Below are 23,149 nucleotides of genomic sequence, written 5' to 3'. Positions count from 1 at the left end.
GGCCTAGGTGATGTGGCCGGCTCCGCGCAGCCGGCGAGCATCGGCTCCGAGGAGCCATGACAAGGCGCTGCATGTTTCCTGCACCGCCTCAACGTGTTCGTCGAGCCGCGCCAGCACTCTCGAGGAAGGAGCCGAAATGCTGATTGCCGCCGAGGTGATGCCGCGGTCGTCCGTGATAGGCGCGGCGATACAGACCAGCCCTTCCTCGACTTCTTCGCGGTCCACCGCGAAGCCCCGGGCACGCACGGAATCGACTTCCGCTTCCAGCCTGTATGGGTCGGTGAGGGTGTTCGGCGTCCGGGCTTCCCACCTATTGCCGTGAATTATCCGGTGGTTTTCGCCGGGTTCCAGTCCGGCGAGGAAGACCTTGCCGAGTGCTGTGCAGTTCAACGGAAGGCGTTTACCGACGGCGGAGGGCATGCGCAGTGACCATTTGCCCTCCACCTTCTCGACATACAGCACTTCCCCCGCATCTAGGACCGCAAGGTGCGCCGTTTCCCCGGTCCGCTCCGCGAGTTCCCGCAGAGATGCCAAAACGGTATTGCGAATACTCTCCCAAGCCACCACGGCCGCGGACAGTTCGAGGACTGCAAGTGAAAGCATGTAGCGTCCGCCGTCCACCTGGCGGATGAAACCCTCGTGCTCCAAGGTGGCAAGCAGGCGGTGTACGGTGCTCTTGTGGATGCCCAGTGTCCGGGATATCTCGCTGACTCCGAGCTCAGGGGTATCTACGGAAAAGCAGCGCAGCACACGAAGTGCCCGGCTCACCGAAGCGACGGGTTGAACGGTTTCCGTCGACGGCCGCAGTTCTTCTTTTTCCGGGATGGATTCATAAGTTTTCATCCCGAAATTATCCTCGACAACCTGCCCGCTCAAGCTCCCACCCCCTTGGCTGGAAGCGCGTTTGCGAACAATTCAGCGGCACGGACACGGCCGGTGGCCAGGGCCAGCGCGAGGCCGTAGTAAAAGTCCCCGTAGGGAGTGGCCCCGCGAACACCCAGGTCGTGTGGCTTGGAGTAGCAGGACCGCAGCAGGATGCCCTGGCTTTTGTCGTCCCGGCGGACGGCATTTGCGTCCAATTTGGCCAGCAGAGCCACCGCGGCCAACCGGCAGCCCTCCCGTGTTCCTTCGGAGGGGTGGCTCTCTGCCAGTAGCAGCGCGCCTAGGGCTGCGGCGGCCGATGCACTGGCATCCGGAACGGTATTTGGTGAGGTGTCCCCGAAGTCCCAAGGGACAACGCCGTCCGGTGGAATTCTCGCTTCGAAATACCGCCAAGCCCGCAGGGCCGCATCGCTGAACCTTTCGTCCCCGATGGCGCCGGAGGCCCAGGCGAAACCCGCAATGGCCCATGCCTGGCCCCGTGCCCAGCAGGATCCGGACGAGGCTCCCTGGAAAGTCCCTCGCTCGAGTAGTTCACCGGATTCGGGGTCGAAGCGGATCAGGTGGAACGTGGATCCGTCATCGCGGAAATACTTTGCAGCGGAGGTGATCGCATGGCGGTAAGCGACGTCGAGCATTCCCGCGTCGCCTGTCTGCCGGGCGGCCCACCACAGCAGCGGCAGGTTCATCATCGTGTCGATCGTGCTTGTGCCCGCCGACCGCGGATCGGTGCGGGCACCGAAAGCCTGTATGAATTGCCCCGCTTTGTTGAACCTGCCCGCCAGGACGTTCGCCGCGGTCAGGGCCGATTCGGCCTCTGAGGGGCTGAGACCGCCGAGAACCTGCCCCAGCGCGAAGGAAGGGTAAAAGAGGAAGCCCAAATCGTGGGTGGTCTCATCGAGTGCTCTTTTGCTGATGTCAGCAAGTGCACTTCTCATGACCGCACTGGGCTGGCTCTTTCCGGCGTCATCCAGTCGGCGCAGCCATGCGTCACCGACGCTGAAGCCCGCGGTCCAGTTGCCGTGGTCGTAGAAGGATTCGTCGACCCAGCCGCTCGTTTCATCGATGGCAGCCCTGTGCCACTGGCCGTCGACGGAGTAGTGCGGGTACCTTCCCGGGGTCTGCTCCAGTTGGCGCTCTTCATCCTCGGCCAGTTCCGCGAATTTCTTCCATGCGTTTTCCAGGTTCACGGCTGATCCTCCATCTGGGTAAACGAAGGAGAATTCGCCATGTGCGGTTTGTCAGCCCGTGATAAATCCACCGCGGTGTTTTCCAAGGATCCAATCCGGGTGCTGGTGATCGTCACGACGTCACCGTCCTGCAGAGTGAAATCCGGGGGCGGGACGAGGCCGGTGCCCGTCAGCAGAACGGACCCGTCGGGGATCGGGTTGTGCCGCGTGAGGTAGCCGACGAGATCCGCAAAGTGGCGGGTTAAGTCCGTGGTGGAGGTACTGTCCTGGTACCGCACTTCTCCGTGTGCCGAACGGATCGACACTTCGATCGGGAAAGGCGCCGCCTCGTCCGGGTCCGTTTCGCAGAGCAGGAGACAGGGTCCGAGTGCGCAGCTTAGGGAGAATATCTTGGCCTGCGGCAGGTAAAGGGGGTTCTGGGATTCGATGTCCCGGGCGGTCACATCGTTGCCCAACGTGAACGCGACCACCGTTCCGGAGCGGTCGAGAACGAGGGCGAGTTCGGGTTCCGGAACCGTCGAGAGGCTGTCCCCGCGAATGCCGATGTCGCCGTGGGGCCCAACTGTACGCCGGCACGAGCAGTCCTTGAAAAAAATTTCCGGCCTTTCAGCCGTGTAGATCCGCGAGTAGAAGTCTTTTTCACCGATGCTCTCTGCCTCGCGGGCCTCCCTCGACCGGCGGTAGGTCACGCCTGCACCCCAAACTTCCGGCGCCTGTACAGGCAGCGAGGCGGGCACCGATCCGTCCCCCGCCGAACGCGTGCCCCTGCCCATATCAACGGCAGCGAGCTCGGCTGAGGCGTCCGCAAGTCCCGCCACGAACCTGGAGAGAGGCACCTTCGCCTCCCTGGCATGGCTGATGGCCTCAGTCACGTCCCTCAGTCCGGACCGGCGCAGGCCCTCCGTTATATCCACGGGCGGGCCGCCGTCGTCCTTGGACGCTGCCACACGCAGACCATCGTCCGTGTGGAATTGCATCGTCCTCATATGGACCTGCTTCCAGCAAAATTGGTACGCTGTACCGAACGGAACGGTGTTCCAAATCACAATATGACGGCTTGCGAAGCGTCGTCAAGGATTGCCAAGGCGTCCCCTCGCCGCCCCAAGCCGAACTTTCTGCTCGCCTCCATAAGCCGAAGAAGAATCCGGAGTCGCAGGGAGGCTAGCGGCAGGAAGCCGCCCGTTCCGGCGGCGATTGTGTTCAGAGAAAAGGGTGAAAACCACATGACAGTTATTGCAGGAACGAACCCCTACACCGGTGAACCACTGGAACCGGTGGCTGAGGAGAGCACCCACGTGCAGGTCGACGCCACCGTGGAGGCTGCTGCCGCAGCCTCTGCGTATTTGCGCGCCATTGACCGCTCCGGGAGGGCTGGCCTGCTCCGGGCCATCGCAGCCGGCCTCGAAGCCAACGCTGAAGAGTTCGTCGGCGCGGCTGACCTGGAGACGGGAATCGGCCATGAGCGCCTGACTGCTGAGCTCAAACGCGCCGTCTTTCAGCTGCGCTTCTTCGCCGACGTGATCGAAGAGGGAAGTTACGTCGAGGCCACCGTCGACACTGCCGCAGACACCCCAATGGGCCCCCGGCCGGACCTCCGCCGGATGCTGGTTCCCGTCGGCGTGGTGGCGGTCTTCGGCGCAAGCAATTTCCCGTTTGCCTTCTCCGTTGCCGGAGGGGACACGGCCTCTGCGTTGGCCGCCGGCTGCTCTGTTGTGGTGAAAGCGCACAGCTCGCACCCGAAGACGTCCCGGTTGGCCTTCGACTTCATGTCCGCTGCGGCCAAAAACTACGGCGCGCCGGACGGGGTTCTGGGGATCGTCTACGGCCAGCAGGCCGGAATCGACCTCGTCTCGCACCCCAAAATCAGTGCCGTCGGATTCACCGGGTCTATTGCGGGAGGAAGGGCCCTGATCCACGCGATTGGTCGCCGGAACAGCCCGATTCCGTTTTATGGGGAACTCAGCAGCCTCAACCCGCTGGTGGTCTCCCAATCTGCCGCACACGAACGGGCTGACGAAATTGGCGCTGGCCTAGCAGCCTCGGTCACCACGGCAGCCGGCCAGCTCTGCACAAAGCCGGGCATTATTTTCATCCCGACCGGATCTGCCGGCGATCAGCTAACGTCGACCTTCGCACAGAAATTAGCCGAAACAGCCGTTTCCCCGCTGCTGAACCGGCGGATTTATGAAAGCTACGGCGAGATCCTCAGCGCTCTTCAGGCGGCACCTGGAGTCAAACAAATCGCAACCGGGCCGGAACCTTCCGCGGGCGGCTTCCGTGTTGCCCCAGCCCTCTACAGCGTCAATGCGCCAGATCTGCGGCCAGAAACCGCTAACGAGTGCTTCGGGCCGTCCGCGCTCATCGTCCGGTATTCCGGATACCCCGAGCTGGAAAGTGCCATATCGCATATTGACGACGGCCTCACGGTCAGCCTCCACATCGGCAGGGAAGAACCGGAAGTCACCCAGAAACTCACCGAAATGGCCCTGCCCAAAGCCGGCCGGGTCATCTACAACGGCTACCCCACCGGTGTCGCTGTCAGCTGGGCGCAAACTCACGGCGGCCCCTGGCCGGCAACAAACTCTTTGCACACATCCGTCGGCGCCACAGCAGTCCGCCGCTTTCTGCGGCCGGTGACGTGGCAGAATGCTCCTGAATCCGTCCTGCCACCTGAACTACGCGACGAAAACAGGCTGGTTCCTACTCGAGTTGATGGGCGTATGACCTTGCCCGGAGACTACCTTCAGGCAGGGATGCCGACGGCTAGGGAAACGCGCTGAAATCGCCCGAGGCAGCCTGGCCCCCCGGCGCCTCAACCGGCTGAACCTGGCCGAGGAAAACGAGGAACGACGGGCCGGGCCAAAAAGACTACGTACGGATCGCATCACTAAAGGAAACATGCTGATGCGTTGACTCCTCGCCGATGTGCCTGCGATGGCAACACAAGCACTTTCACCACGGGGTATGCTGTCGGCCTGAGACTATGCCCCAGCAGCTGGCAGGACGCCCGTGCGGCCGGAGCCGAGAGCCGGAGCCGGGAGGAAGGGGGCGGGTAGGTCCGCATGCCTTCGGGCCACGAAAGCAAACCTGTAGGGGAACGCAGACATGTTTTCTACTGACATACGGACCTACCCTGGAAAGTGCCGGTTCGTCAAGAGGCAAAGGGTGCAACCGCACAGAAGCGGGCTGCCGCCAGCTGCCACTCTCCCCGGCACGGGCCGGAATCCGCGAAGAAATACCGGCCCACTGAGAGTTCAGCCTACTGGCTATGTTGGAAGTGTCAATCCCGCTCTGACCTGCGGTTTTATCCAAACATGCACGTCAGAGCAGGGCTTCTTGAGCAGAAATTAAACATTTCATTCAGATTTTCGTCTTCCCTGTCCAGGCACGGCTTCATCGCCTCGTCCCCTAGATCGCGTCGTGAATGGTTACTCCGTTCACCACAGTCCGGACGCATTCCGGCAATCTGCCGTTGTCCAGCGACGGGAGCATCGGGGTTCCCGCGCGCGCGTCGGTGCTCCAGGCGGACACCCGCGAATCGGGCGTCTGGATGGACAACTCGTCAGCATCCCAGACGGCGAAGGTAGCCGGCGTCCCCGGAGCCAACTGCCCCTCCATCGGGTTGCGCTCCCCTGCGGCCCGCCAGCCTGCCCGCGTGTGCGCCAGAAACGCTGCCCGTGCCGACATTTGCTCGCCGCGATTGTGGTGTTCGAGACATGCCTTCACGGTGGCCCACGGGCTTTGTTCGGTCACGGGGGTGTCGGAACCGATGGCAACGGGGACGCCGGCGGTCTGCAAAGTTCCCACGGCGTTCATCGCCAGTGCAGCGTCGGCTCCAAGCCGGGTGGCATACATGCCCTCGGCGCCGCCCCAGTACGCGTCGAAGAGCGGCTGCATGCTGGCCGTCACCCCGTGCTGCAGCAACCGCTCCAGGGCGCCGTCGGGCAGCATTTCCAAGTGCTCCAGGCGCGGACGGGCCGATCGTACCGCCGCCTGCCCGATGCGTTCGGCGGCCAGATCCAAGGCGTCGAGCACCCGGAGGAGGGCGGCGTCGCCAATGACGTGGAACCCGGGTTGGATGCCCGCTCCGGCCGTCAACTCCAGATGCCTCGCAGCTGCCTCGGTTTCCAGGTACAGCGACCCATGTTCTCCGGACCTGTCAGCGTACCCGGCACTGACCGCCGCGGAACGGGATCCGATGGAGCCGTCCATGGTCAGGTCGCCGCCAAGCCCGCGCAGGCGCCCGGAAAAGCGCTCCATGGTTTCGCTCACCTGTGCAGCGGAGGTCATCAGCTCGCCCCAATACGGCAGGATCCGGGGCCCGGGTTCCGCATCGCTCAGCGCGAGCAATCCCACCAGGTCCTCGGCAGGTCCCAACTGCGGTGCGGCCATTTCCGTCAGTGCGACGTAGCCGCGCGAAGCAGCGTGCTGCAAAGCCCGGCGCTGGAGTTCTTCCCGCCGGCCGGCATCTGGGGTCTGCACGGCGTGCCTGGCCCGTTCCAGGGCCGGCCCGCTGATGGTGCCGTCGCCGGTCCAGCCGGGCAGCCCTGCGAGCCCCAACCGGGCCGCCAGTGCCGCTGAGACGACTGCGGAATGCACATCCACCCTGGTCAGGAATACTTCTGCCCCTTCCGCGGCACGGTCAAGTTCGGCAGCGCTCGGTGCTCGGTTCTCCGGCCACTGGGTTTCGTCCCAACCATGACCCAGCACGGGCGCAGCGTCCTGTCGCGCAGCTGCCGCAACGGCGTCGAGCAGTTCCCCCAGCGACGTACAGCCGGACAGCTCCAGCGAGGTCAAGGCGAGGCCGGTCTGGGTCACGTGCGCATGCGAATCCACGAACCCGGGGGCCACCAGCCGTCCGCCCAGATCGACGATCCGCATGGTGCTGTCCGCGATGGACGTGGCGGCGTGCTCGGAGCCGATCCACGCCACGGCGCCGCCGTCGACGAGCATCGCGGTAGCGTATGGGTCGGCGGCACTGTAGACGCTTCCATTGCGGTACATCGTGAGACCGGTAGCGGCGGGCAGGGCGGATTTACTCATGGAGATCCTTTCGGTGGTGCAGCGAGGTCCGGGCTATTCGGCCACGGCAGCGTACGCAACGACGCCGCGGCGGACCTGGCCGATGGCCTGCCTGCCGCGCGCCGCGAGCTGTGAATCGATGTTGGGAACCTTGACCAACTGGTCCAGCAGGTCGATCACCTGCTTGGCCCACCGGACGAAGTCGCCGGCAGCCAAATCCGTTCCCTTGAGCGCTGACTGCAGCGAGCGGCCGCTCGCCCACTTGTACATCGGCCAGACGAGCCCCAGCTCCGGCTCCCCGCTCAGCGGCAACCGGTGCTGTTCCTCAAGGTCGGTCAGCTGCGACCATTCGCGCACGGCGATGGTGACCGCAGCTTCCATCCCCGCTGAGGGCATCTTCGGCCGGATGCCGGCCTCTTCACGCTTGGCCTGGTAGACCAGGCAGGAGACGAAGGCTGCCAGTTCTGCGGCGGTGAGCCCCGCGAAGGCGTCCTGCTCCAAACAGAGCGCCACCAATAGGTCGCGGTCGCCGTAAATCCGCCGGAGGCGTTCTCCTGCCGGGCTGATGGCCACGCCGTCGCCGCCGGTCTCCAGATAGCCGTAGCTGTCCAGTACTTGGCAAACGCGGTCGAAGGTCTTGGCGATCGTGTTGGTCCGGCCCTGGATCTGCGAGACGAGCTGGTCGGTTTCCTTGCGGAGAGTCCACCACCGCTCGGCCCAGCGGGCATGGTCCTCACGGTCGCTGCAGCCGTGGCAGGGATGTGCCTTGAGCTTGCGGCGCAGGTCGTTAATCTGCCGCTCGGCCTGTTGTCCGCCGGGTACAACAAAATCACGGTGCTCGGTTCCGCGCCGCGGCGGACGCTTGTCATGCAGGGCATTGCGCAGCGAGGAGGCCAGATCGCGGCGTTCCTTGGGGCTGCGCGCGTTGAACGTCTTGGGAATGCGGATGCTGGAAAGGACCTCCACCGGGCCTTGGAAATCGTCAACCGAGATGCGCCGGATGTGCTTTTCCTGCGTCAGCACCGTCGGGCGGGGCTCGCGGGCTGATTCGTCCCGGTCCAGCACCACCGCGTAGCCCAGGCTCCGCCCGGCCGAGATGTCGATGATGTCCCCGCGGCGCAGCCGGTCCAGCGACGTTGCCGCCGCCGAACGAAGATGCCGGGACTGAGTGCGGGAGGCGCGCTTCTCGACGTCGTTCAGTTCCCGGCGCAGCCGCGCGTACTCGGTGAAGTCGCCCAAATGGCAGCTCATCGCCTGTTCGTAGCCGGCCAGTGATTCTTCCCGGCTGCGTACCTGCCTGGCCAGGCCGACCACCGAGCGGTCGGCCTGGAACTGCGCGAACGAGCTCTCCAGGATCTCGCGGGCGGGACCGCGGCCGAACTGGGCAATCAGGTTGATGCTCATGTTGTAGGTGGGCCGGAAACTGGAATTCAGCGGATAGGTCCGCCGCGAAGCCAGGCCCGCCACAGCCCCCGGGTCGGTACCGGGCTGCCACAGCACCACGGCATGGCCTTCGACGTCGATGCCCCGCCGTCCGGCGCGGCCGGTCAGCTGCGTGTACTCCCCCGCCGTGATGTCGACGTGTGCTTCGCCGTTGAACTTATCCAGTTTCTCCAGCACCACCGACCGCGCCGGCATGTTCACCCCCAGCGCCAGCGTCTCGGTGGCGAAGACGGCGCGCACCAAACCGTCGGCGAAAAGCTTCTCCACCACTTCCTTGAAAGTGGGCAGCATGCCGGCGTGGTGGGCCGAAAACCCGCGGGACAGCCCCTCGCGCCAGGTCCAGAAGCCAAGGACATCCAAGTCCTCTTCGGCAATGTCCTGTACGGCTTCGTCCACGCGGCGGACGATGGCGCCGCGTTCCTTTTCGGTGGTCAAAATCAGCCCGGACTCAAGGCACTGCTTCACCGCGGCGTCACAGCCGTTGCGGGAAAAAATGAAGGTGATGGCCGGCAGCAGCCCTTCGCTGTCCAGCTTGGAGATGACCTGCGGGCGGCTGGCGCGCCGGATCCGGGTCAGCGCCTGCCGCGGGGGCTCGGGAGCACGCCGACCGCGCCGTCCGCCGGATCGGCCCCAGTTGGCACTGCGGTTGAGCTTGTGCTCGGCCGAGGCCAGCTTCAGCAGCTCAGGGTTCACTTCATATGCCCGGCTGCTGCCGGTTCCGGATTCCGGCACCGATTCATCAAAGGCGATGTCCCCGGCGAACAGGTCGAACAGGTCGGAGCCCACCATTACGTGCTGCCACAGCGGCACCGGCCGGTGTTCGGACACCACCACGTCCGTATCGCCTCGGACGGTGTCCAGCCAGGCGCCGAACTCCTCCGCATTGGAGACGGTCGCCGACAGGGAGACCAGTTGCACGTCGTCGGGCAGGTGGATGATCACCTCTTCCCACACCGCACCACGGAAGCGGTCGGCCAGGTAATGGACCTCGTCCATCACCACATAGGCCAGGTCCAGCAGCGTGTCGGAGTTGGCGTACAGCATGTTCCGCAGCACTTCGGTGGTCATTACCACCACGTCCGCATGCGGGTTGACGGAGGTGTCGCCGGTCAGCAGGCCGACCCGTTCAGTTCCGTAGGTGGCGACCAGCTCGTTGTACTTCTGGTTGCTCAAGGCCTTGATCGGCGTCGTGTAAAAAGCCTTCAAACCCCGCTGCAGCGCCATGTAGACGGCAAACTCGCCGACGACGGTCTTGCCGGCGCCGGTGGGAGCGGCAACCAGCACGCCGCGACCACGTTCCAGCGCTTCGCAGGCCTCGCGCTGGAACGGATCGAGTTCGAATCCGAGAGTCTGGCTGAACGAATACAAACGGGTCTTGGAGAAGGCCACCCGTTCGGCGGCTGCCAGATAGCGTTCGGATGGAGAACTCATACCAAAAGACTATCCGTTTAAACCTGCTCCACTGGTGGGCGTTGTCGGAGAAGAGGAACGGCGGGCACTAATGGGCGCCGTCCGGCTTCGGCTCATCGGCTTTCAACTGGTCAAGCGGCGTGGGCCGGACAAGAGGTGTGGCCTGGTCGTCTTCGAGTTGGTCGAGTGGCATCGCCTGGTCAAGGCTGGCGGCGATCTCGGCTTCGCGCGCCGCGCGCCGCTTCTCGCGCCGTTTGTCGTTGATCAGACTGATGCCTGTAGCGATGAAGAACAGCGCCAGCAGCGGTCCAGCCAACAGGAACATGGACATGGCATCCGGGCCCGGCGCCGCCATTGCCGCGACCAGGCAGACCACAAACACCACGATCCGCCAGCTCTTGATCACTCGGCGGCCGGACAACAGACCGGCGAAGTTCAGGCCGACCAGGACCACCGGAAGCAAGAACGCGACGCCGAGCGACAGGAACATCCGCATGACGAAGGTCAGGTAATCGGTGGCCAGGATCTGGTTCACGCCACCCTGCGGTGTGAACATGGTCAAGACCTTCACGATTTCCGGGAGCACGATCCAGCCGAAGTAGATCCCGAGCAGGAAAAGCGGCACGGCGGCGAACATAAAGCCCAGCGTGTAGCGGCGTTCCTTGGCTTTGAGACCGGGCGTGATGAAGCCCCAGATTTGGTAGATCCAGATCGGTGAACTGATTAACAAGCCCAGGAAAATGGAGACCTGGATCTTCAGATCAAACGGGGAACCGACGCTGCCGTAGTTGATTTCGGCGCGCCGGCCCTTTTCCGCCGAGATTTCCATCAGCGGTTGTTGGACGGCCACCATGACCGGGTCATAGAGGAACCAGCCGACAACGGCCCCCAGCAGGACGGCGATGCCGGCAATGATCAGCCGGTTGCGCAGTTCTTTCAGGTGGGCCTTGAGCGGCATCCGCCCCTCAGGGTTGGCCTTGCGGCCCTTCTTACCGGCCACGGCCCTTACTGCTGGTGCGGCGATGGGGATCCACCGTTCGCATTCGGCGCCTGGCCGCGGTTATCAGTGTTGTTGCGCGGCGGGTTGACCACACGGCCCTCGACCGGCTCCTGGTCCGGAGCGGAAGCGGACGTGTCGTCGTCCTTCATCTGCTTCACCTCGGACTTGAAAATCCGCATGGACTGGCCCACGCTGCGGGCGAGGCCGGGAAGCTTCGGTGCGCCAAAGAGCAGCAGCACAATGATGACCAGAATGATGATGGTCGCGGGGTTATCGAAGAGTCGTCCCATGCCTGGTTCCTTTCGTCTACTACATCTTATGCCATGGCGGGATCAGGAAAGCCGCAGATCGCGCAGCGACTGGCGCTGTCCCCGGGCCGCCCGGCGGGCCACCCGACGCAGCCGCCGCTGCTCGCGGCGCTGCTCCTTGCCCGCGGCGTGTTCCTCCTTGAGCACGGCGGGATCGGCGAAGATGGCCAGCCGGGGATGGTGTGGTTCCGGCAGCGGTGGTTCCGCCTGCAGTCCACTCCCCAGCCGGTCCGCCGCCGACTCGAATTCACGCAAAGTTCGCATGAACTGGCGGAAGATCCGCCAGCCCAGCAGGCCGATGAAGACCAGGGCCAGCGCACAGAGGGCAACCCAAAGCAGAATCCAGAACCAAAGCGGCATGCTGTCCACTCTAGCTTCCGGAGCGAGCCGCGGCCGAGCGGTAGACGTCCAGCGCCTGCCGCAGCCATACCCGGGTCTGGTCCGCCACGTCGGCAGGCTCCAGCACCACCACTTCGCCGCCGTTGCGGGCTACCAAACCCGGCAGCACAGCCGTGCTGGACAATCGGATTTCGGCAGCCAGCGAACCGTCCGGCAGCACCGCCCGGCGCCGGGCGTTGTACTGGTCGGCCAGTTCGGCCAAGCGCTCGGAGATCCGCAGCACCACCATGTGGTCGGTCTCCCGCGGCGTGAACAGGCTGTCCGGGAACTCGCTGCTCCGCTCCGCCGGGGGCTCAAAATGTTCCCCGGTCTTGGTCAGCGAACGCATCCGGTCCACGCGGAATTGGCGCACTGCCTGCTGGCGGTGGCACCAGGCTTCCGTGTACCAGTGGCCGTCCACGGCGAAGACCCGCAGCGGATCGATCCGCCGGTTCGTCATTTCGTCCCGCGACGGCACCAGGTATTCGATCTCCACGCTCTGCTGCGCGGCCGCGGCTTCCTGCAGCGCGAGCACTTCGGGCGCGCGTTCCTCTGCGGCCAGATCCGCCGCGATCGCCGTGTGCCGGCCGGCAACCCCGCCGGCCGCGGCCAGCAGTTTGCTGAGCGCGCTGCGCAGGGCTGGCTGCTCCCCGACCCCGGGCACGGTCTCCAGGGCCTGCAGCCCCACCACCAGGGAAAGTGCCTCATCCAAGCTCAGCCGCACCGGCTTGTCGATCTCGTCGGCGTTGTTGATGGAGATGGTGCCGTCTTCCCAGAAGGCTTCGATCAGCTGGTCCGGACCATAGCCGGGCGTGCCGCAGACGAACAGCAGGTTCAGGTCCTTGATCAGCTGGGTGGTGCTGATCTCGAACTTTTGCGCGGTCTCTTCCAGCGGCACCCCCGGGTTGGCGGTGACGTAGGAAACCAAGTCCAGCAGCCGCGGAAGGTGGTCCAAGGAGCCCGTCTTCCGTGACGGCCGTGAGGTGTCCTCCTTGAGGGAGTACGACGGCGGGGCTTCGGCTGCGGCGGCCAGCGCGCCTTCCAGCCGCCGTATTACGGCGCCGCGCAGTTCCTCCGGCTCCTGCACCCATGCGTTGGCGCCATGCGAGGCAATCTCTTCGGCCAGCACTTCCACATCGCCGTAGCCAAGTTCCACCGCCTCCCAGCCCCTCGGCGGCCGCACGGCTGCGGCAGCCGTAGCGGCCGCCCGCAGCGAATTGGCCTTGTCCCGGCGGAGCAGCAGCACCGCCGTGCCATTGTCCTGCGGCACCTGCAGCCCCGCCAGCACGTCACGCATGGTGAAGCCCTGCGGGATGTTGTACGTCCCGGACAGCTTCTTGACCGTGGAGGTGACCCGGGAGAGCCGGAAGGTGCGCGGGGCATCCCGGTCCAGATCCCGGCCGGCCAGGTACCAGTGGCCGTATCGGTTGCCCAGTCCCCACGGCTCGACCCGCCGTTGCTGCGGCTGGCCGTCCCGGGGCGACCGGTAATTAAAGGAGACCGGCGTGTGCGCCAGCACGGCCTTGAGCATTGCCTCGAAAGCCGGTTCCGCGGTTCGGATGCGCGGCTCCACGCCGATCAGCGGGTCGCCCTCGGCCAACGCACCCTGTACGTCAAGCCGGCGGACGGCGCGCGCCGCGGCCGAACCCAGCGAGGCCTGCTGCCACAAGCGTGACGCGAGCGAGAGCACTGCGCTTTCCTGCGGGCTGAACTGCAGTTCCGGCAACCGGTACTTGTGCCGGTCGATCCGGTACCGGAGCCCGCTCTGGTCGTTTTCGTACAGTGTGTCGTCCGGGAACGTCTCCACCGGTACGCCCATTTCCCGCAGGTCTTCTTTGTCCCGCTCGAACAGGCGGTTGAAGGCATCGTCGCTGGTTGCCTTCTGGTACGGCGGAATCAGCGCGCGCAGTTCCTCTTTGCTGTAGCCGCGCCGGCGTTCCAGCAGCGCGATCAGCAGGTTCAGGAGTCGTTCGGTTTTGGAGGCGGACATACTTGAAACGTTACTGGTTGTGCGGCTTGCGGAACGAAGTTAACGTCCAGGGGCGGAGTAACGATGAACTAACGTTCACCGTTACTCCGCCCCTGGACAGGCTGTAGGAGGACCTAGCGGACGCCGAGCAGGTCGACCACGAAGATCAGCGACTCGCCCGGCGCGATGGCCGATCCTGCGCCGCGGTCTCCGTAGGCCAGGTGCGCCGGAATTTCCAGTCGGCGCCGTCCGCCCACCTTCATGCCCAGCAGGCCCTGGTCCCAGCCCTGGATGACCTGGCCGACACCGACGCGGAAGTCCAGCGGTGCGCCGCGGTTCCAGGACGCATCGAACTCTTCGCCGGTGGACCAGGCCACGCCCACGTAATGCGTGGATACGGTGTCGCCGGCCTTGGCCTCGGCGCCGTCTCCCACGATGATGTCTTCGATCACCAGGTCCTGCGGGGTTTCGGTCCCGGGAAACTCGATTTCAGGTTTGGTGCGGTCGTAGTCGCGCTTGCCAAAAGACATGCTAAACCTCTCTTGCTTGACGTGTATGCGGTGCTGCCCACGGCTACGTTACCGTACCGTGCGGCCTGCTCCGCTACTTCACGTCGGTCAGCTCCACGTAGAAGATGAGGTCTCCTACAGCATCCCCCTGGCCTTGGACGTAGGCCATTTCGGTGGGGATGGACAGCATGACTTTGGTGCCTTCTTTGAGGCCGGTCAGGCCCTTGGTCCAGCCTTCGATCACGCCATCAAGGGGGAACTCGGTGGCTTCTCCGCGGGAGAAGCTGGAGTCGAACTCCTTGCCTTCGGACCAGTTCCATCCGGCGTAATTGGCCTTCACGGTACTGTTTTCCGTGGCCCGCTTGCCGTCGCCTTCTTCGATCACCTTGACGACGAGGTCGTCCGGAGCGTCGTTGCCTTCAGGAATCTTGACGGAGGGAACGCCTTTTTTGTCGAGGGTGATCTCAGGCAGCTTTCCGGCCTTGTCCAGTGCGGCGACTTCGGCTGCATCGGCCTTGACGGCCTTGTCCCGGACGTCCTGCACGGTCAGGAACAAGAGTTGCGGGTGCTGCGCGGGTGCAGATGAGTCGGTGGCTTCCGGCGGCTGGACATAGTAGGCGATCTCGCTGCCGGGTTTGGAGCCGAGCAGGGCGTCGTACAGGGCCGGGTCAGCGCTCTTGAATCCCTCGCTCAGTTCCACCGTCTGGTCAACCGGTCCGGAGTACGTCTCGCCCAACTGTTCGCCGGAGACGGCGTCCTTGGCCAGCAGCCGGTACCGGATCCACTGGCCGTCGGCAGCGCCGTCGCCCTTGCCTTCGGTGATGACTTCGGCAGTTGACTCCGGCAGTTCCAGCGGGGCCGAGAAGTCCACTGTGGGCGCGGCGCCCTCGGCACCGGACTTCACAGTAATGTCATCCAGGCTGTCCGAGCCGGAGTCATCGCCGCCGCTGCACGCGGTCAGGAGCAAGGCTGCGGGCAGGAGGATGGAGAGTATTTTGCGCACAATCGACTTTCTTATCGTGGAACATGTGGGCTTGAAGGACATTCTCGCAGAGAAATCTGGATAACTGCTTGGAGCCACCGCCGGCAGGTCACAGGGTGGCGAGAAGGGCCTCCACCCGCGGGTCCTCGCTCTTGAACGGATCCTTGCACAGGATCGTCTGCTGCGAGCGGTCGTTGAGCTTCAGATGGACCCAGTCCACCGTGAAGTCGCGGCCGTTCTCCCGGGCAGCGCGGACAAAGTCGCCGCGCAGCTTGGCACGGGTCGTCTGCGGCGGATGGTCCATGGCGTTCTTGACTTCCTGTTCCTCCACCACTTTGGCCACCTCGCCGCGTGCCTGCAACAGGTGGTACAGGCCGCGCTTGGCCGAGATGTCGTGGTAGGTCAGGTCCACTTGCGCGATCCGCGGCGCATCCAGATCGATGGACTCGCGTTCCATGATCCGGTTAATCAACCGTTTTTTGATCGCCCAGTCGATTTCCCGCTCGATCCCGCTGTGGTCTCCGGACTCAACCGCCGCCAACGTCCGCTCCCACAAGTTCAGTATGCGTCCCACATGCGGGTTGTGCGCCCCGTTGGCTTCGACGAACCCCCGCGCTTTAGACAAGTATTCCTGCTGCATTGCCAGCGCAGACATCTCCCGCCCGCTGGCCAGCTTCAGCGGTTTGCGTCCGGTCAGGTCGTGGGAGATGTCGCGGATGCTGCGGATCGGGTTTTCCAGACGCAGATCGCGCATGATCAGTCCGGCTTCGACCATCCGCAGCAGCAGGTCCACAGACCCGACCTTGAGCATGGTGGTGGCTTCGGACATATTGGAGTCGCCGTTGATGACATGCAGCCGCCGGTAGTACTCCGCATCTGCGTGCGGTTCGTCCCGGGTATTGATGATCGGGCGCGACCGCGTGGTGGCCGACGAGACGCCCTCCCAGATGTGGTCGGCGCGTTGCGAGAACGCGTAGATGGAGCCGTTTTGGGTCTTGAGCACCTTGCCGGCGCCCACCAGGATCTGCCGCGTGACCAGGAACGGGATCAGGATGTCGGCCAGCCGGGAGAACTCGAGTTTGCGCGGGATCAAATAGTTCTCGTGGCTGCCGTAGGAGTTCCCGGCGGAGTCGGTGTTGTTCTTGAACAGATAGACCCTCCCGCCGAAGCCCTCGCGGGCCAGGCGTTCCTGGGCCTCGTTCATCAGGTCTTCGAGGATCAGTTCGCCGGCCCGGTCGTGCGCTACCAGCTGGGCGACGTCGTCGCACTCGGCGGTGGCGTATTCGGGATGGGATCCAACGTCCAGATACAGCCGGGACCCATTGGTCAGGAAGACATTGGAGGATCTCCCCCACGTGACCACCCTGCGGAAGAGGTAGCGGGCCACCTCTTCGGGCGAGAGCGGGCGGGAATCCGGCGCCGAATAGGAAATGCCGAACTCGGTCTCGATTCCGAAGATCCTTCTGTCCATGGCTAGCCGTCCATTCCCTCGCCTAAGATCTCGGTTAGTTCCGCGGTGCCCAGCCGGCGGAATGCACGCTGGCTCCCCCGGCTGGACAGCGGGTCGCGGTCCAAAACAGCAACTTCCAGTCCCTCGGGACGCAGTTCTTTGGCCTGTCCGGTATCCTGCTGGCCCGTCTTGCCGGACAAGGCGGCCACCGCGGAGCGTACTGCCCCGCCGTAGTCACGGCCGTCTGCCCAGTCTGCCCGGAGGGCTTCGCCCACCGCGTCCGCATCGCCGCCCATCACCACAAATCGGCGTTCGTCGGCGATGGAACCGTCGAAGGTGAGCCGGAACAGCCGGTCCTCGGCCGGCACACCGCCGACCTCGGCGACCGCCAGCTCCACTTCGAACGGTTTGGTGTCGGCGGTGAAGACCGCGCCCAGGCTTTGCGCGTAGACGCTGGCCAGGCCCCGCCCCGTCACGTCTTCGCGGTCATAGGAGTAGCCGCGCACGTCGGCGTAGCGCACGCCTGCTTGGCGCAGGCTCTCGAACTCGTTGTATTTGCCGACGGCGGCGAAGGCGATGCGGTCGTAGATCTCGCCGATCTTGTGCAGCGACGGTGAGGGGTTTTCGGCGACCAGCGCGATCCCGTCCGAGCAGCTGAGCACCACCACCGAACGGCCGCGGGCGATGCCTTTCCGGGCGAAGTCCGCCCGGTCCTTCATTAATTGTTCGGGCGATACGTAGAACTGCTGCGTCATGCCTACGCCTCCCGTCCGGCGACGGACCGCCCGGCGATCACGGCTTCGGACGTCGCGGCGAGTTCCAGCTCCGGGATGCGGCGCGCGCCGGCAGCGTTGACGGTGTAGACAACCGGCCATACTTGCCGGACGGTATCCGGGCCCCCGGTGGCGGAGTCGTCGTCGGCCGCGTCGTACAGGGCTTCGATGGCAACCCGAACAGCTGCCGCCTCCTCAAGATTGGGCTGCCAGAGCTTCTTCAGCGCGCCGCGGGCAAAGACCGAGCCCGACCCGACGCTGTGGTGCTCTTGCTCCTCGTAGCGCCCGCCGGTCACATCGTAGGAAAACAGGCGGCCCACCCGGCGCTCCGCATCAAAGCCGGCAAACAACGGAATGACTGCCAGACCCTGCATTGCCATCGGCAGGTTGGACCGGATCATTGCGCCCAGCCGGTTCGCTTTGCCCTCAAGGCTGAGCAGGGTGCCTTCAATCTTCTCGTAATGCTCCAGTTCCACCTGGAAGAGCCGGGTGATGTCGAGGGCAATGCCGGCCGTGCCGGCGATGCCCAGCACCGAATAGGAATCGGCCGGAAAGACCTTTTCGATGTGCCGGCTGGCGATCATGTTTCCCATCGTTGCCCGGCGGTCGCCGGCCATCAACACCCCGCCGGCGAACGTCATCGAGACGATCGTCGTGGCGTGGGGCACCATCGCTGCGGCTCCGGCGGGCAGTTGCTGGACTCCGCGGGCAGCCGGCAGCAGGTCCGGTGCCGTGCGTGCCAGATACTCGCTAAAGGACGCAGTGGCTGAATGGGAAACCTGGGCGAATACAGAGCCCGGACCGCCTGCCGGCATGTTCATCAATTACTGGCCGCCCTTCTGCACGAAACCGCGCACGAATTCTTCCGCATTCTGTTCCAGCACACCGTCGATCTCGTCCAGCAGATCGTCGGTGCCTTCGGTCTCGGCCTGTGCGGCAGGTGCGGCGGCAGGCTCAGGTGTGGGCTCGTCGTCGTACGCTTCGTCTTCGCGGCGGGAGTCCACGTTCTTGCGGTCCTGGGTTGCCATGATGACCTCCTTATGGTGTGAGGGTCTACTGTGTCCTCATGCTTATGTTGCCACGTGGGGCTCGGTGCTGGGCCCCAACAAGGCCGTAATAAATTCCTCCGCAGATGAGGCCTCCTCGAAAAGCTTGCCGGTCAGCTCGCGGTTGCCCCGCAGCGGTTCCCGGGTCGGGATCCGCTGCAACCGGCGCCGGTCGGGAAGGTCGAAAATCACCGAATCCCAGCTTGCGCCGACCACCTCCTGGGGGAAATGTTGAATGCATTTTCCGCGGAAGTAGGCCCGGGTATCTTCCGGCGGCTGGTTCACGGCAGTCTTGATCTGCTCGTCGGAGAGCAGCCGCTGCATCCGGCCGCGTGCGGCCAGCCGGTGGTGGAGTCCTTTTTCCGGCCGGACGTCGGCGTACTGCAGGTCGATCAGCCCTAGCCGCGGATCGCCCCATTCCAGGCCGTCGCGGTCCCGGTAGGCCTGCAGCAGCTTCAGTTTGGCCACCCAGTCCAACTGGTCCGCGGCTTCCAGCGGGTCGCGCCGCAAAAGGTCCAGCACCGAGGCCCAGCGCTGGAGCACCTCTGCCGTCTGACCGCTATCGGTACCGTGCCGCGTGCAATGCTCCACAGCGGCCTGCAGATAGATTTCCTGCAGGTCCAGGCCGGTGACCATGCTGCCGTCGCTGAGTGCGACTTTCTGCTGCAGCGACGGGTCGTGGCTGACCGCCTGCAGTGCCTGCACCGGGTCGGCCAGCTGCACGTCCGGGGCTTCACCATGTTCGATCATGGACAGCACCACGGCCGTGGTGCCCATCTTCAGGAAAATCGAGACTTCGCTCAGGTTCGCGTCGCCGATGATCACGTGCAGCCGCCGGTACTTGTCGGCCACCGAGTGTGGTTCGTCGCGGGTGTTGATGATCGGCCGGCGGATGGTTGTCTCCAGCCCCACTTCCGCCTCGAAGAAGTCCGCGCGTTGGCTGATTTGATACCCCGGTGTGCGGCCATTGGTGCCCAGCCCCACCCGGCCGGCCCCGCACACGACCTGCCGGGACACGAAGAACGGGACCAGGCCGGTCACAATCTGGTTGAACGGCAGGCTGCGGGGCATCAGGTAGTTTTCATGCGCTCCGTAGGAGACCGACTTGTTGTCCGTGTTGTTCTTGTACAAGTTCACCGGGGAGAACCCCGGCGTCGCGGCGATCCGGCGCAAGGCGGACAGCACGACCACGTCGCCGGCCTTGTCCCAGCGCACCGCGTCCAGCGGGTTGGTCACCTCGGGAGAGGAGTATTCCGGGTGCGCGTGGTCCACGTAGAGCCGGGCGCCGTTGCTGAGCACCATGTTCATCAGCACGCCGGAGGCCTCGTCGGTGTAGAAGTCGTTGGCCGCCGCCCGACCGCCGGCCAGTGCGATCTGTTCGGCATCCAGGATCGGCGGCACGTCCGTCAACTGCGACGGGTCGGCTTGGTCGCGCGAGAGGTCGAAGCCGCGCGCATCGTGCAGCGGCTCCTCGTCGGTATAGTCCCAGCGGGTGCCGGCCAGATTGCCCAGGCCCTTGCGCATGGTTGCCGCGTAGGCGTTGATTACCTGCGAGGAGAGTACCGTGGAGTTGGCCAGCGGTTCGCCCGGAGCATGGATGCCATACTCCGTCTCCGATCCCATCACCCGGTAGACGCTCACAGGTACTGCCCCGTGTTCGGCATCGTTTCGATGGACTTGCCGGCCTCCTGCCCGGCCTTGCCCTGCACGATGGTGCGGATGTAGGTGATGCGTTCGCCCTTTTTGCCCGAAATCCGGGCCCAGTCATCGGGGTTCGTGGTGTTTGGCAAGTCTTCATGCTCACGGAACTCGTCCACCACTGCACCCAGCAGGTGTTCGATCCGCAGGCCCTTTTGCTGATTGGTCAGCAGGTCCTTGATGGCATTCTTCTTGGCCCGGTCCACGACGTTCTGGATGACGGCGCCGGAATTGAAGTCCTTGAAGTAGAGCATCTCGGTGTCGCCGCTGGCATACGTGACTTCCAGATACTCATTCGACTTGTCCGTGGAGTACATTACCTCAACCGTGCGCTGGATCATCGCCTCAATCGTGGCCTTGCGGTCCTGGCCATGCTCGGCCAGATCTTCCGCATGGATCGGAAGGTTGGTGGTCAGGTACTTCGTGAAAATGTCCGCGGCGGCCTCGGCATCGGGACGATGGATTTTGATCTTCACGTCCAACCGTCCGGGGCGGAGGATGGCCGGGTCGATCATGTCCTCGCGGTTGGAGGCGCCGATGACGATCACGTTCTCCAGCTTTTCCACGCCGTCAATCTCGGAGAGCAACTGCGGCACAATCGTGGTTTCGACGTCGGAGGAAACACCGGTACCGCGGGTCCGGAAGAGCGAATCCATTTCATCGAAGAACACCACTACCGGGCTGCCATCGGAGGCCTTCTCGCGGGCCCGGGCGAAGATCAACCGGATATGGCGCTCGGTCTCGCCCACATATTTGTCCAGCAGCTCCGGTCCCTTGATGTTCAGGAAGTAGCTGCGGGTGTCCGTGCCGTTGCGTTCAATCGCCTTGGCCGCCAGTGAGTTGGCCACGGCCTTGGCGATCAGCGTTTTGCCGCAGCCGGGAGGACCGTAGAGCAGGATGCCCTTCGGCGCCTTCAGCCCGTGCTCGCGGTACAGGTCGGGATGCAGGAAAGGCAGTTCGACGGCGTCGCGGATCTGGTCGATCTGCGGCCCCAGTCCGCCGATGTCTTCGTAGGAGATGTCGGGCACCTCTTCGAGGATCAGGTTCTCCACTTCGCTGCGCGGGATCTTCTCCAGCGCGTAGCCGCTGCGGGCGTCGATGGAGACGGCGTCGCCGACGCGGAGCCGCTCGGACAGCAGGGCGCCGGACAGTTTAACCACGCGTTCTTCGTCCGCCCTTCCCACCACGAGGATGCGGTGGCCGTCGAGCATTTCCTTGATCGTGACCAGCTCGCCGGAACGCTCGAAGCCGAGCGCCGCGATCACCGTCAGCGATTCGTTGAGCAGGACTTCCTGCCCGGGCCCGAGCTGGTCCATGTCGACCAGAGGGCTGACCGCCACGCGGAGCTTGCGTCCGGACTGCACAATGTCCACACTTTCCTGCACCAGCGCGGCGTTGCTGATGCCCGGACGCGGCTTCTGCGCCATGTGGACGTCGGTAATGGTGGCAAAGCTGAAAGGTGTTTCGCCGTCGCGTTCAAGGGCAGACTTGAGCCGCACGATCTCCGTCTTGGCGGCCTCAAGCGTGGCGACCAAACGGGAATTGTTCTGCGTCGCTGCAGCGAGTTGCTTGTCCAGGTGGCGCAGTTTGTCGCGCAGGACGTTGATTTGGCGCTGCGCAACTGTCAGAGCGTCGCGCTGTTCGTCCTGTGGTTCAGCCGGTGCCGGTTCATTGTTCTGGTTCTGGTTGTCCTTCATCACCGCGACCCGCTTCCTTGAATCGGTTCCTTCACTAGACCCTAACGGGCACCTGAGCCGCCTGCACGTGTCTACGAAAAGAAACGCCTAATCGAGACATGGAATTCCAACGGCTGTCACGGAAGAGACCGTTGCGTGTTGTCGGATCATTACGCGGCATAACGAAACTGAGGCCGCGTTGGTGCCCGCCACGGTCCGGGTGGTGCCGGCTACGGCGAGGATGGTGCGCTTGACGCGAGGCCGCACCCGGCTCCCGGGTGCGGCCATGCAAGTTCTACGACTGCCCGGCCAAAGGCTTAAAACGCTCTGACCGGTTAATCTGCCACGCTAGTCGGTCTCGGGGTTGACGTCCTTAAACGCGCCGCGCTGGACCGTTGAGGCGGCGTCCTTGGCAACCCGGCGCAGCCGCTTGTCCGAAACGGTCCGCTCCCCCAGGGCCTCGGCGTTCCAGTCCTCCTCGTTGCCGGTCCACACCTGCACGTCTTCCGCGGCGAATTCGGTCTTGGACGGGCGGCGCTTGGGCGTCAATCCGGTCACGCCGCTGGCCAACCGCCGGGCGGTGAGCAGGAACCCGGTATGCGCCACCATCCGGTGGTCCGGACGCACGGCCAGGCCCTCCAGATGCCAGCCCCGGACCATGGATTCCCATCCTTCGGGCTCGGTGAACCGGCCGTCTTTGCGGATGGCTTCCGCCGTGCGGGACAACTGGGTGACCGTGGCAACATAATTGATCCATACCCCGCCCGGCGCCAGCACCGTGGCCACAGCGTCCAGGCATTCCCACGGCGCCAACATGTCCAGCACCACGCGGTCCACGCTGCCGGGTTCCTCGGCCTTGACCACTTCATCCTGGAAGTCGCCCAGCGAGATCTGCCACGCAGGGTGCGGTCCACCGAAGAAGGTTTCCACATTGCCGCGGGCGACGTCGGCGAACTCTTCGCGGCGTTCGAACGAATGCAGCCGTCCGGAGTCGCCCACGGCACGCAGCAAGGAAATGCTCAGCGCACCGGAGCCGACACCGGCTTCCACCACCCGGGCACCGGGGAAGATATCCGCCATGGTGACAATCTGCGCAGCGTCCTTCGGATAGACGACGGCGGCACCGCGCGGCATGGACAGCACGAAATCGGACAGCAGCGGGCGCAGCGCCTGGTACCGGTGGCCCACGGTGTTGGCCACCACGGTGCCTTCTTCCCGGCCGATGACGTCGTCGTGCGGCAGGAAGCCCTTGTGCGTATGGAAGGCACCCCCGGGTGTGAGGGTGATGGTGTTCATCCGGCCCTTTTCATCCGTTAGCTGGACCCGTTCGCCGGGCCGGAGCGGTCCGCGTCGCTGGTCGGCGCCGTGCGGGCTGGTGGAGGAGCTCATGCGTGAATCACTTCCGGTTGTTGTTGC

The 23,149-nt window shown here is 64.6% G+C and carries 19 protein-coding genes; 1 reads left to right on the top strand and 18 read right to left on the bottom strand.

Going from position 1 to position 23,149, the window contains the following annotated elements; translation table 11 throughout:
- Positions 1–3: 3 nt before the first annotated feature.
- The 3 genes from AC5RWX_RS05890 to AC5RWX_RS05880 are packed head-to-tail and all read right to left on the bottom strand — an operon-like array spanning position 4 to position 3,055.
- Positions 4–843 carry an IclR family transcriptional regulator gene (locus AC5RWX_RS05890; RefSeq protein WP_493939033.1) on the bottom strand — a complete coding sequence of 280 codons (840 nt, stop codon included), beginning with the start codon at positions 841–843 and terminating at the stop codon, positions 4–6.
- Between the two features lie 29 nt (positions 844–872).
- The gene (locus AC5RWX_RS05885) at positions 873–2,069 is read right to left on the bottom strand and encodes a glycoside hydrolase family 88 protein (RefSeq protein WP_493939032.1); all 1,197 of its coding nucleotides are present in this window, start codon (positions 2,067–2,069) and stop codon (positions 873–875) included.
- Positions 2,066–3,055, bottom strand: a complete 990-nt coding sequence (locus AC5RWX_RS05880; RefSeq protein ID WP_494097057.1) for a fumarylacetoacetate hydrolase family protein — start codon at positions 3,053–3,055, stop codon at positions 2,066–2,068. Before AC5RWX_RS05880 ends, AC5RWX_RS05885 begins: the two co-directional genes overlap by 4 nt.
- 237 nt (positions 3,056–3,292) lie before the next feature.
- Between AC5RWX_RS05880 and AC5RWX_RS05875 the strand changes: the two genes are divergently transcribed.
- Complete coding sequence (locus tag AC5RWX_RS05875) at positions 3,293–4,849, top strand: aldehyde dehydrogenase (NADP(+)) (protein ID WP_493939030.1); 1,557 nt, start codon at positions 3,293–3,295, stop codon at positions 4,847–4,849.
- Positions 4,850–5,477: 628 nt separating this feature from the next.
- Here AC5RWX_RS05875 and AC5RWX_RS05870 read toward each other — a convergent pair.
- The 15 genes from AC5RWX_RS05870 to AC5RWX_RS05800 form a co-directional block, all read right to left on the bottom strand.
- Positions 5,478–7,112 (bottom strand): amidohydrolase, encoded by a 1,635-nt coding sequence (locus AC5RWX_RS05870; RefSeq protein WP_493939029.1) that lies wholly within the window; start codon positions 7,110–7,112, stop codon positions 5,478–5,480.
- A gap of 33 nt (positions 7,113–7,145) precedes the next feature.
- Entirely contained in the window at positions 7,146–9,965 is a 2,820-nt protein-coding gene (locus AC5RWX_RS05865; protein ID WP_493939028.1) for a DEAD/DEAH box helicase, read from the bottom strand.
- A gap of 67 nt (positions 9,966–10,032) precedes the next feature.
- The gene (tatC, locus tag AC5RWX_RS05860; RefSeq protein ID WP_493939116.1) at positions 10,033–10,902 is read right to left on the bottom strand and encodes a twin-arginine translocase subunit TatC; all 870 of its coding nucleotides are present in this window, start codon (positions 10,900–10,902) and stop codon (positions 10,033–10,035) included.
- Positions 10,903–10,949: 47 nt separating this feature from the next.
- Positions 10,950–11,234, bottom strand: a complete 285-nt coding sequence (tatA, locus tag AC5RWX_RS05855) for a Sec-independent protein translocase subunit TatA (RefSeq protein WP_493939027.1) — start codon at positions 11,232–11,234, stop codon at positions 10,950–10,952.
- Between the two features lie 42 nt (positions 11,235–11,276).
- On the bottom strand, positions 11,277–11,612 hold the full coding sequence (locus AC5RWX_RS05850) for a hypothetical protein (protein WP_493939026.1): 336 nt from the start codon (positions 11,610–11,612) through the stop codon (positions 11,277–11,279).
- A 10-nt stretch (positions 11,613–11,622) separates the two neighbouring features.
- Positions 11,623–13,620: a helix-turn-helix transcriptional regulator gene (locus AC5RWX_RS05845; RefSeq protein WP_493939025.1), complete on the bottom strand. Its 1,998-nt coding sequence runs from the start codon at positions 13,618–13,620 to the stop codon at positions 11,623–11,625.
- Positions 13,621–13,733: 113 nt separating this feature from the next.
- Positions 13,734–14,129 (bottom strand): FKBP-type peptidyl-prolyl cis-trans isomerase, encoded by a 396-nt coding sequence (locus AC5RWX_RS05840; protein WP_136786737.1) that lies wholly within the window; start codon positions 14,127–14,129, stop codon positions 13,734–13,736.
- Between the two features lie 73 nt (positions 14,130–14,202).
- Positions 14,203–15,111: an FKBP-type peptidyl-prolyl cis-trans isomerase gene (locus tag AC5RWX_RS05835; protein WP_493939024.1), complete on the bottom strand. Its 909-nt coding sequence runs from the start codon at positions 15,109–15,111 to the stop codon at positions 14,203–14,205.
- A gap of 88 nt (positions 15,112–15,199) precedes the next feature.
- On the bottom strand, positions 15,200–16,561 hold the full coding sequence (gene pafA, locus AC5RWX_RS05830; RefSeq protein ID WP_493939023.1) for a Pup--protein ligase: 1,362 nt from the start codon (positions 16,559–16,561) through the stop codon (positions 15,200–15,202).
- 2 nt (positions 16,562–16,563) lie between these two features.
- Positions 16,564–17,295 carry a proteasome subunit alpha gene (gene prcA / locus AC5RWX_RS05825; protein ID WP_493939022.1) on the bottom strand — a complete coding sequence of 244 codons (732 nt, stop codon included), beginning with the start codon at positions 17,293–17,295 and terminating at the stop codon, positions 16,564–16,566.
- Between the two features lie 2 nt (positions 17,296–17,297).
- Entirely contained in the window at positions 17,298–18,134 is an 837-nt protein-coding gene (gene prcB, locus AC5RWX_RS05820; protein ID WP_493939021.1) for a proteasome subunit beta, read from the bottom strand.
- Between the two features lie 3 nt (positions 18,135–18,137).
- Positions 18,138–18,341, bottom strand: coding sequence for a ubiquitin-like protein Pup (locus AC5RWX_RS05815; RefSeq protein ID WP_414959812.1), 204 nt, complete (start codon positions 18,339–18,341; stop codon positions 18,138–18,140).
- Between the two features lie 42 nt (positions 18,342–18,383).
- Positions 18,384–19,982: a depupylase/deamidase Dop gene (gene dop, locus AC5RWX_RS05810; RefSeq protein WP_493939115.1), complete on the bottom strand. Its 1,599-nt coding sequence runs from the start codon at positions 19,980–19,982 to the stop codon at positions 18,384–18,386.
- A 14-nt stretch (positions 19,983–19,996) separates the two neighbouring features.
- Positions 19,997–21,754, bottom strand: a complete 1,758-nt coding sequence (gene arc / locus AC5RWX_RS05805; RefSeq protein ID WP_493939114.1) for a proteasome ATPase — start codon at positions 21,752–21,754, stop codon at positions 19,997–19,999.
- A gap of 327 nt (positions 21,755–22,081) precedes the next feature.
- The gene (locus tag AC5RWX_RS05800) at positions 22,082–23,122 is read right to left on the bottom strand and encodes a tRNA (adenine-N1)-methyltransferase (protein ID WP_493939020.1); all 1,041 of its coding nucleotides are present in this window, start codon (positions 23,120–23,122) and stop codon (positions 22,082–22,084) included.
- Positions 23,123–23,149: the final 27 nt, after the last annotated feature.

The organism is Arthrobacter sp. SPT-J7 (assembly GCF_059089965.1).
Note: the sequence above shows the minus strand (reverse complement) of the source record. Positions and strands in the feature narration are given on the sequence as shown.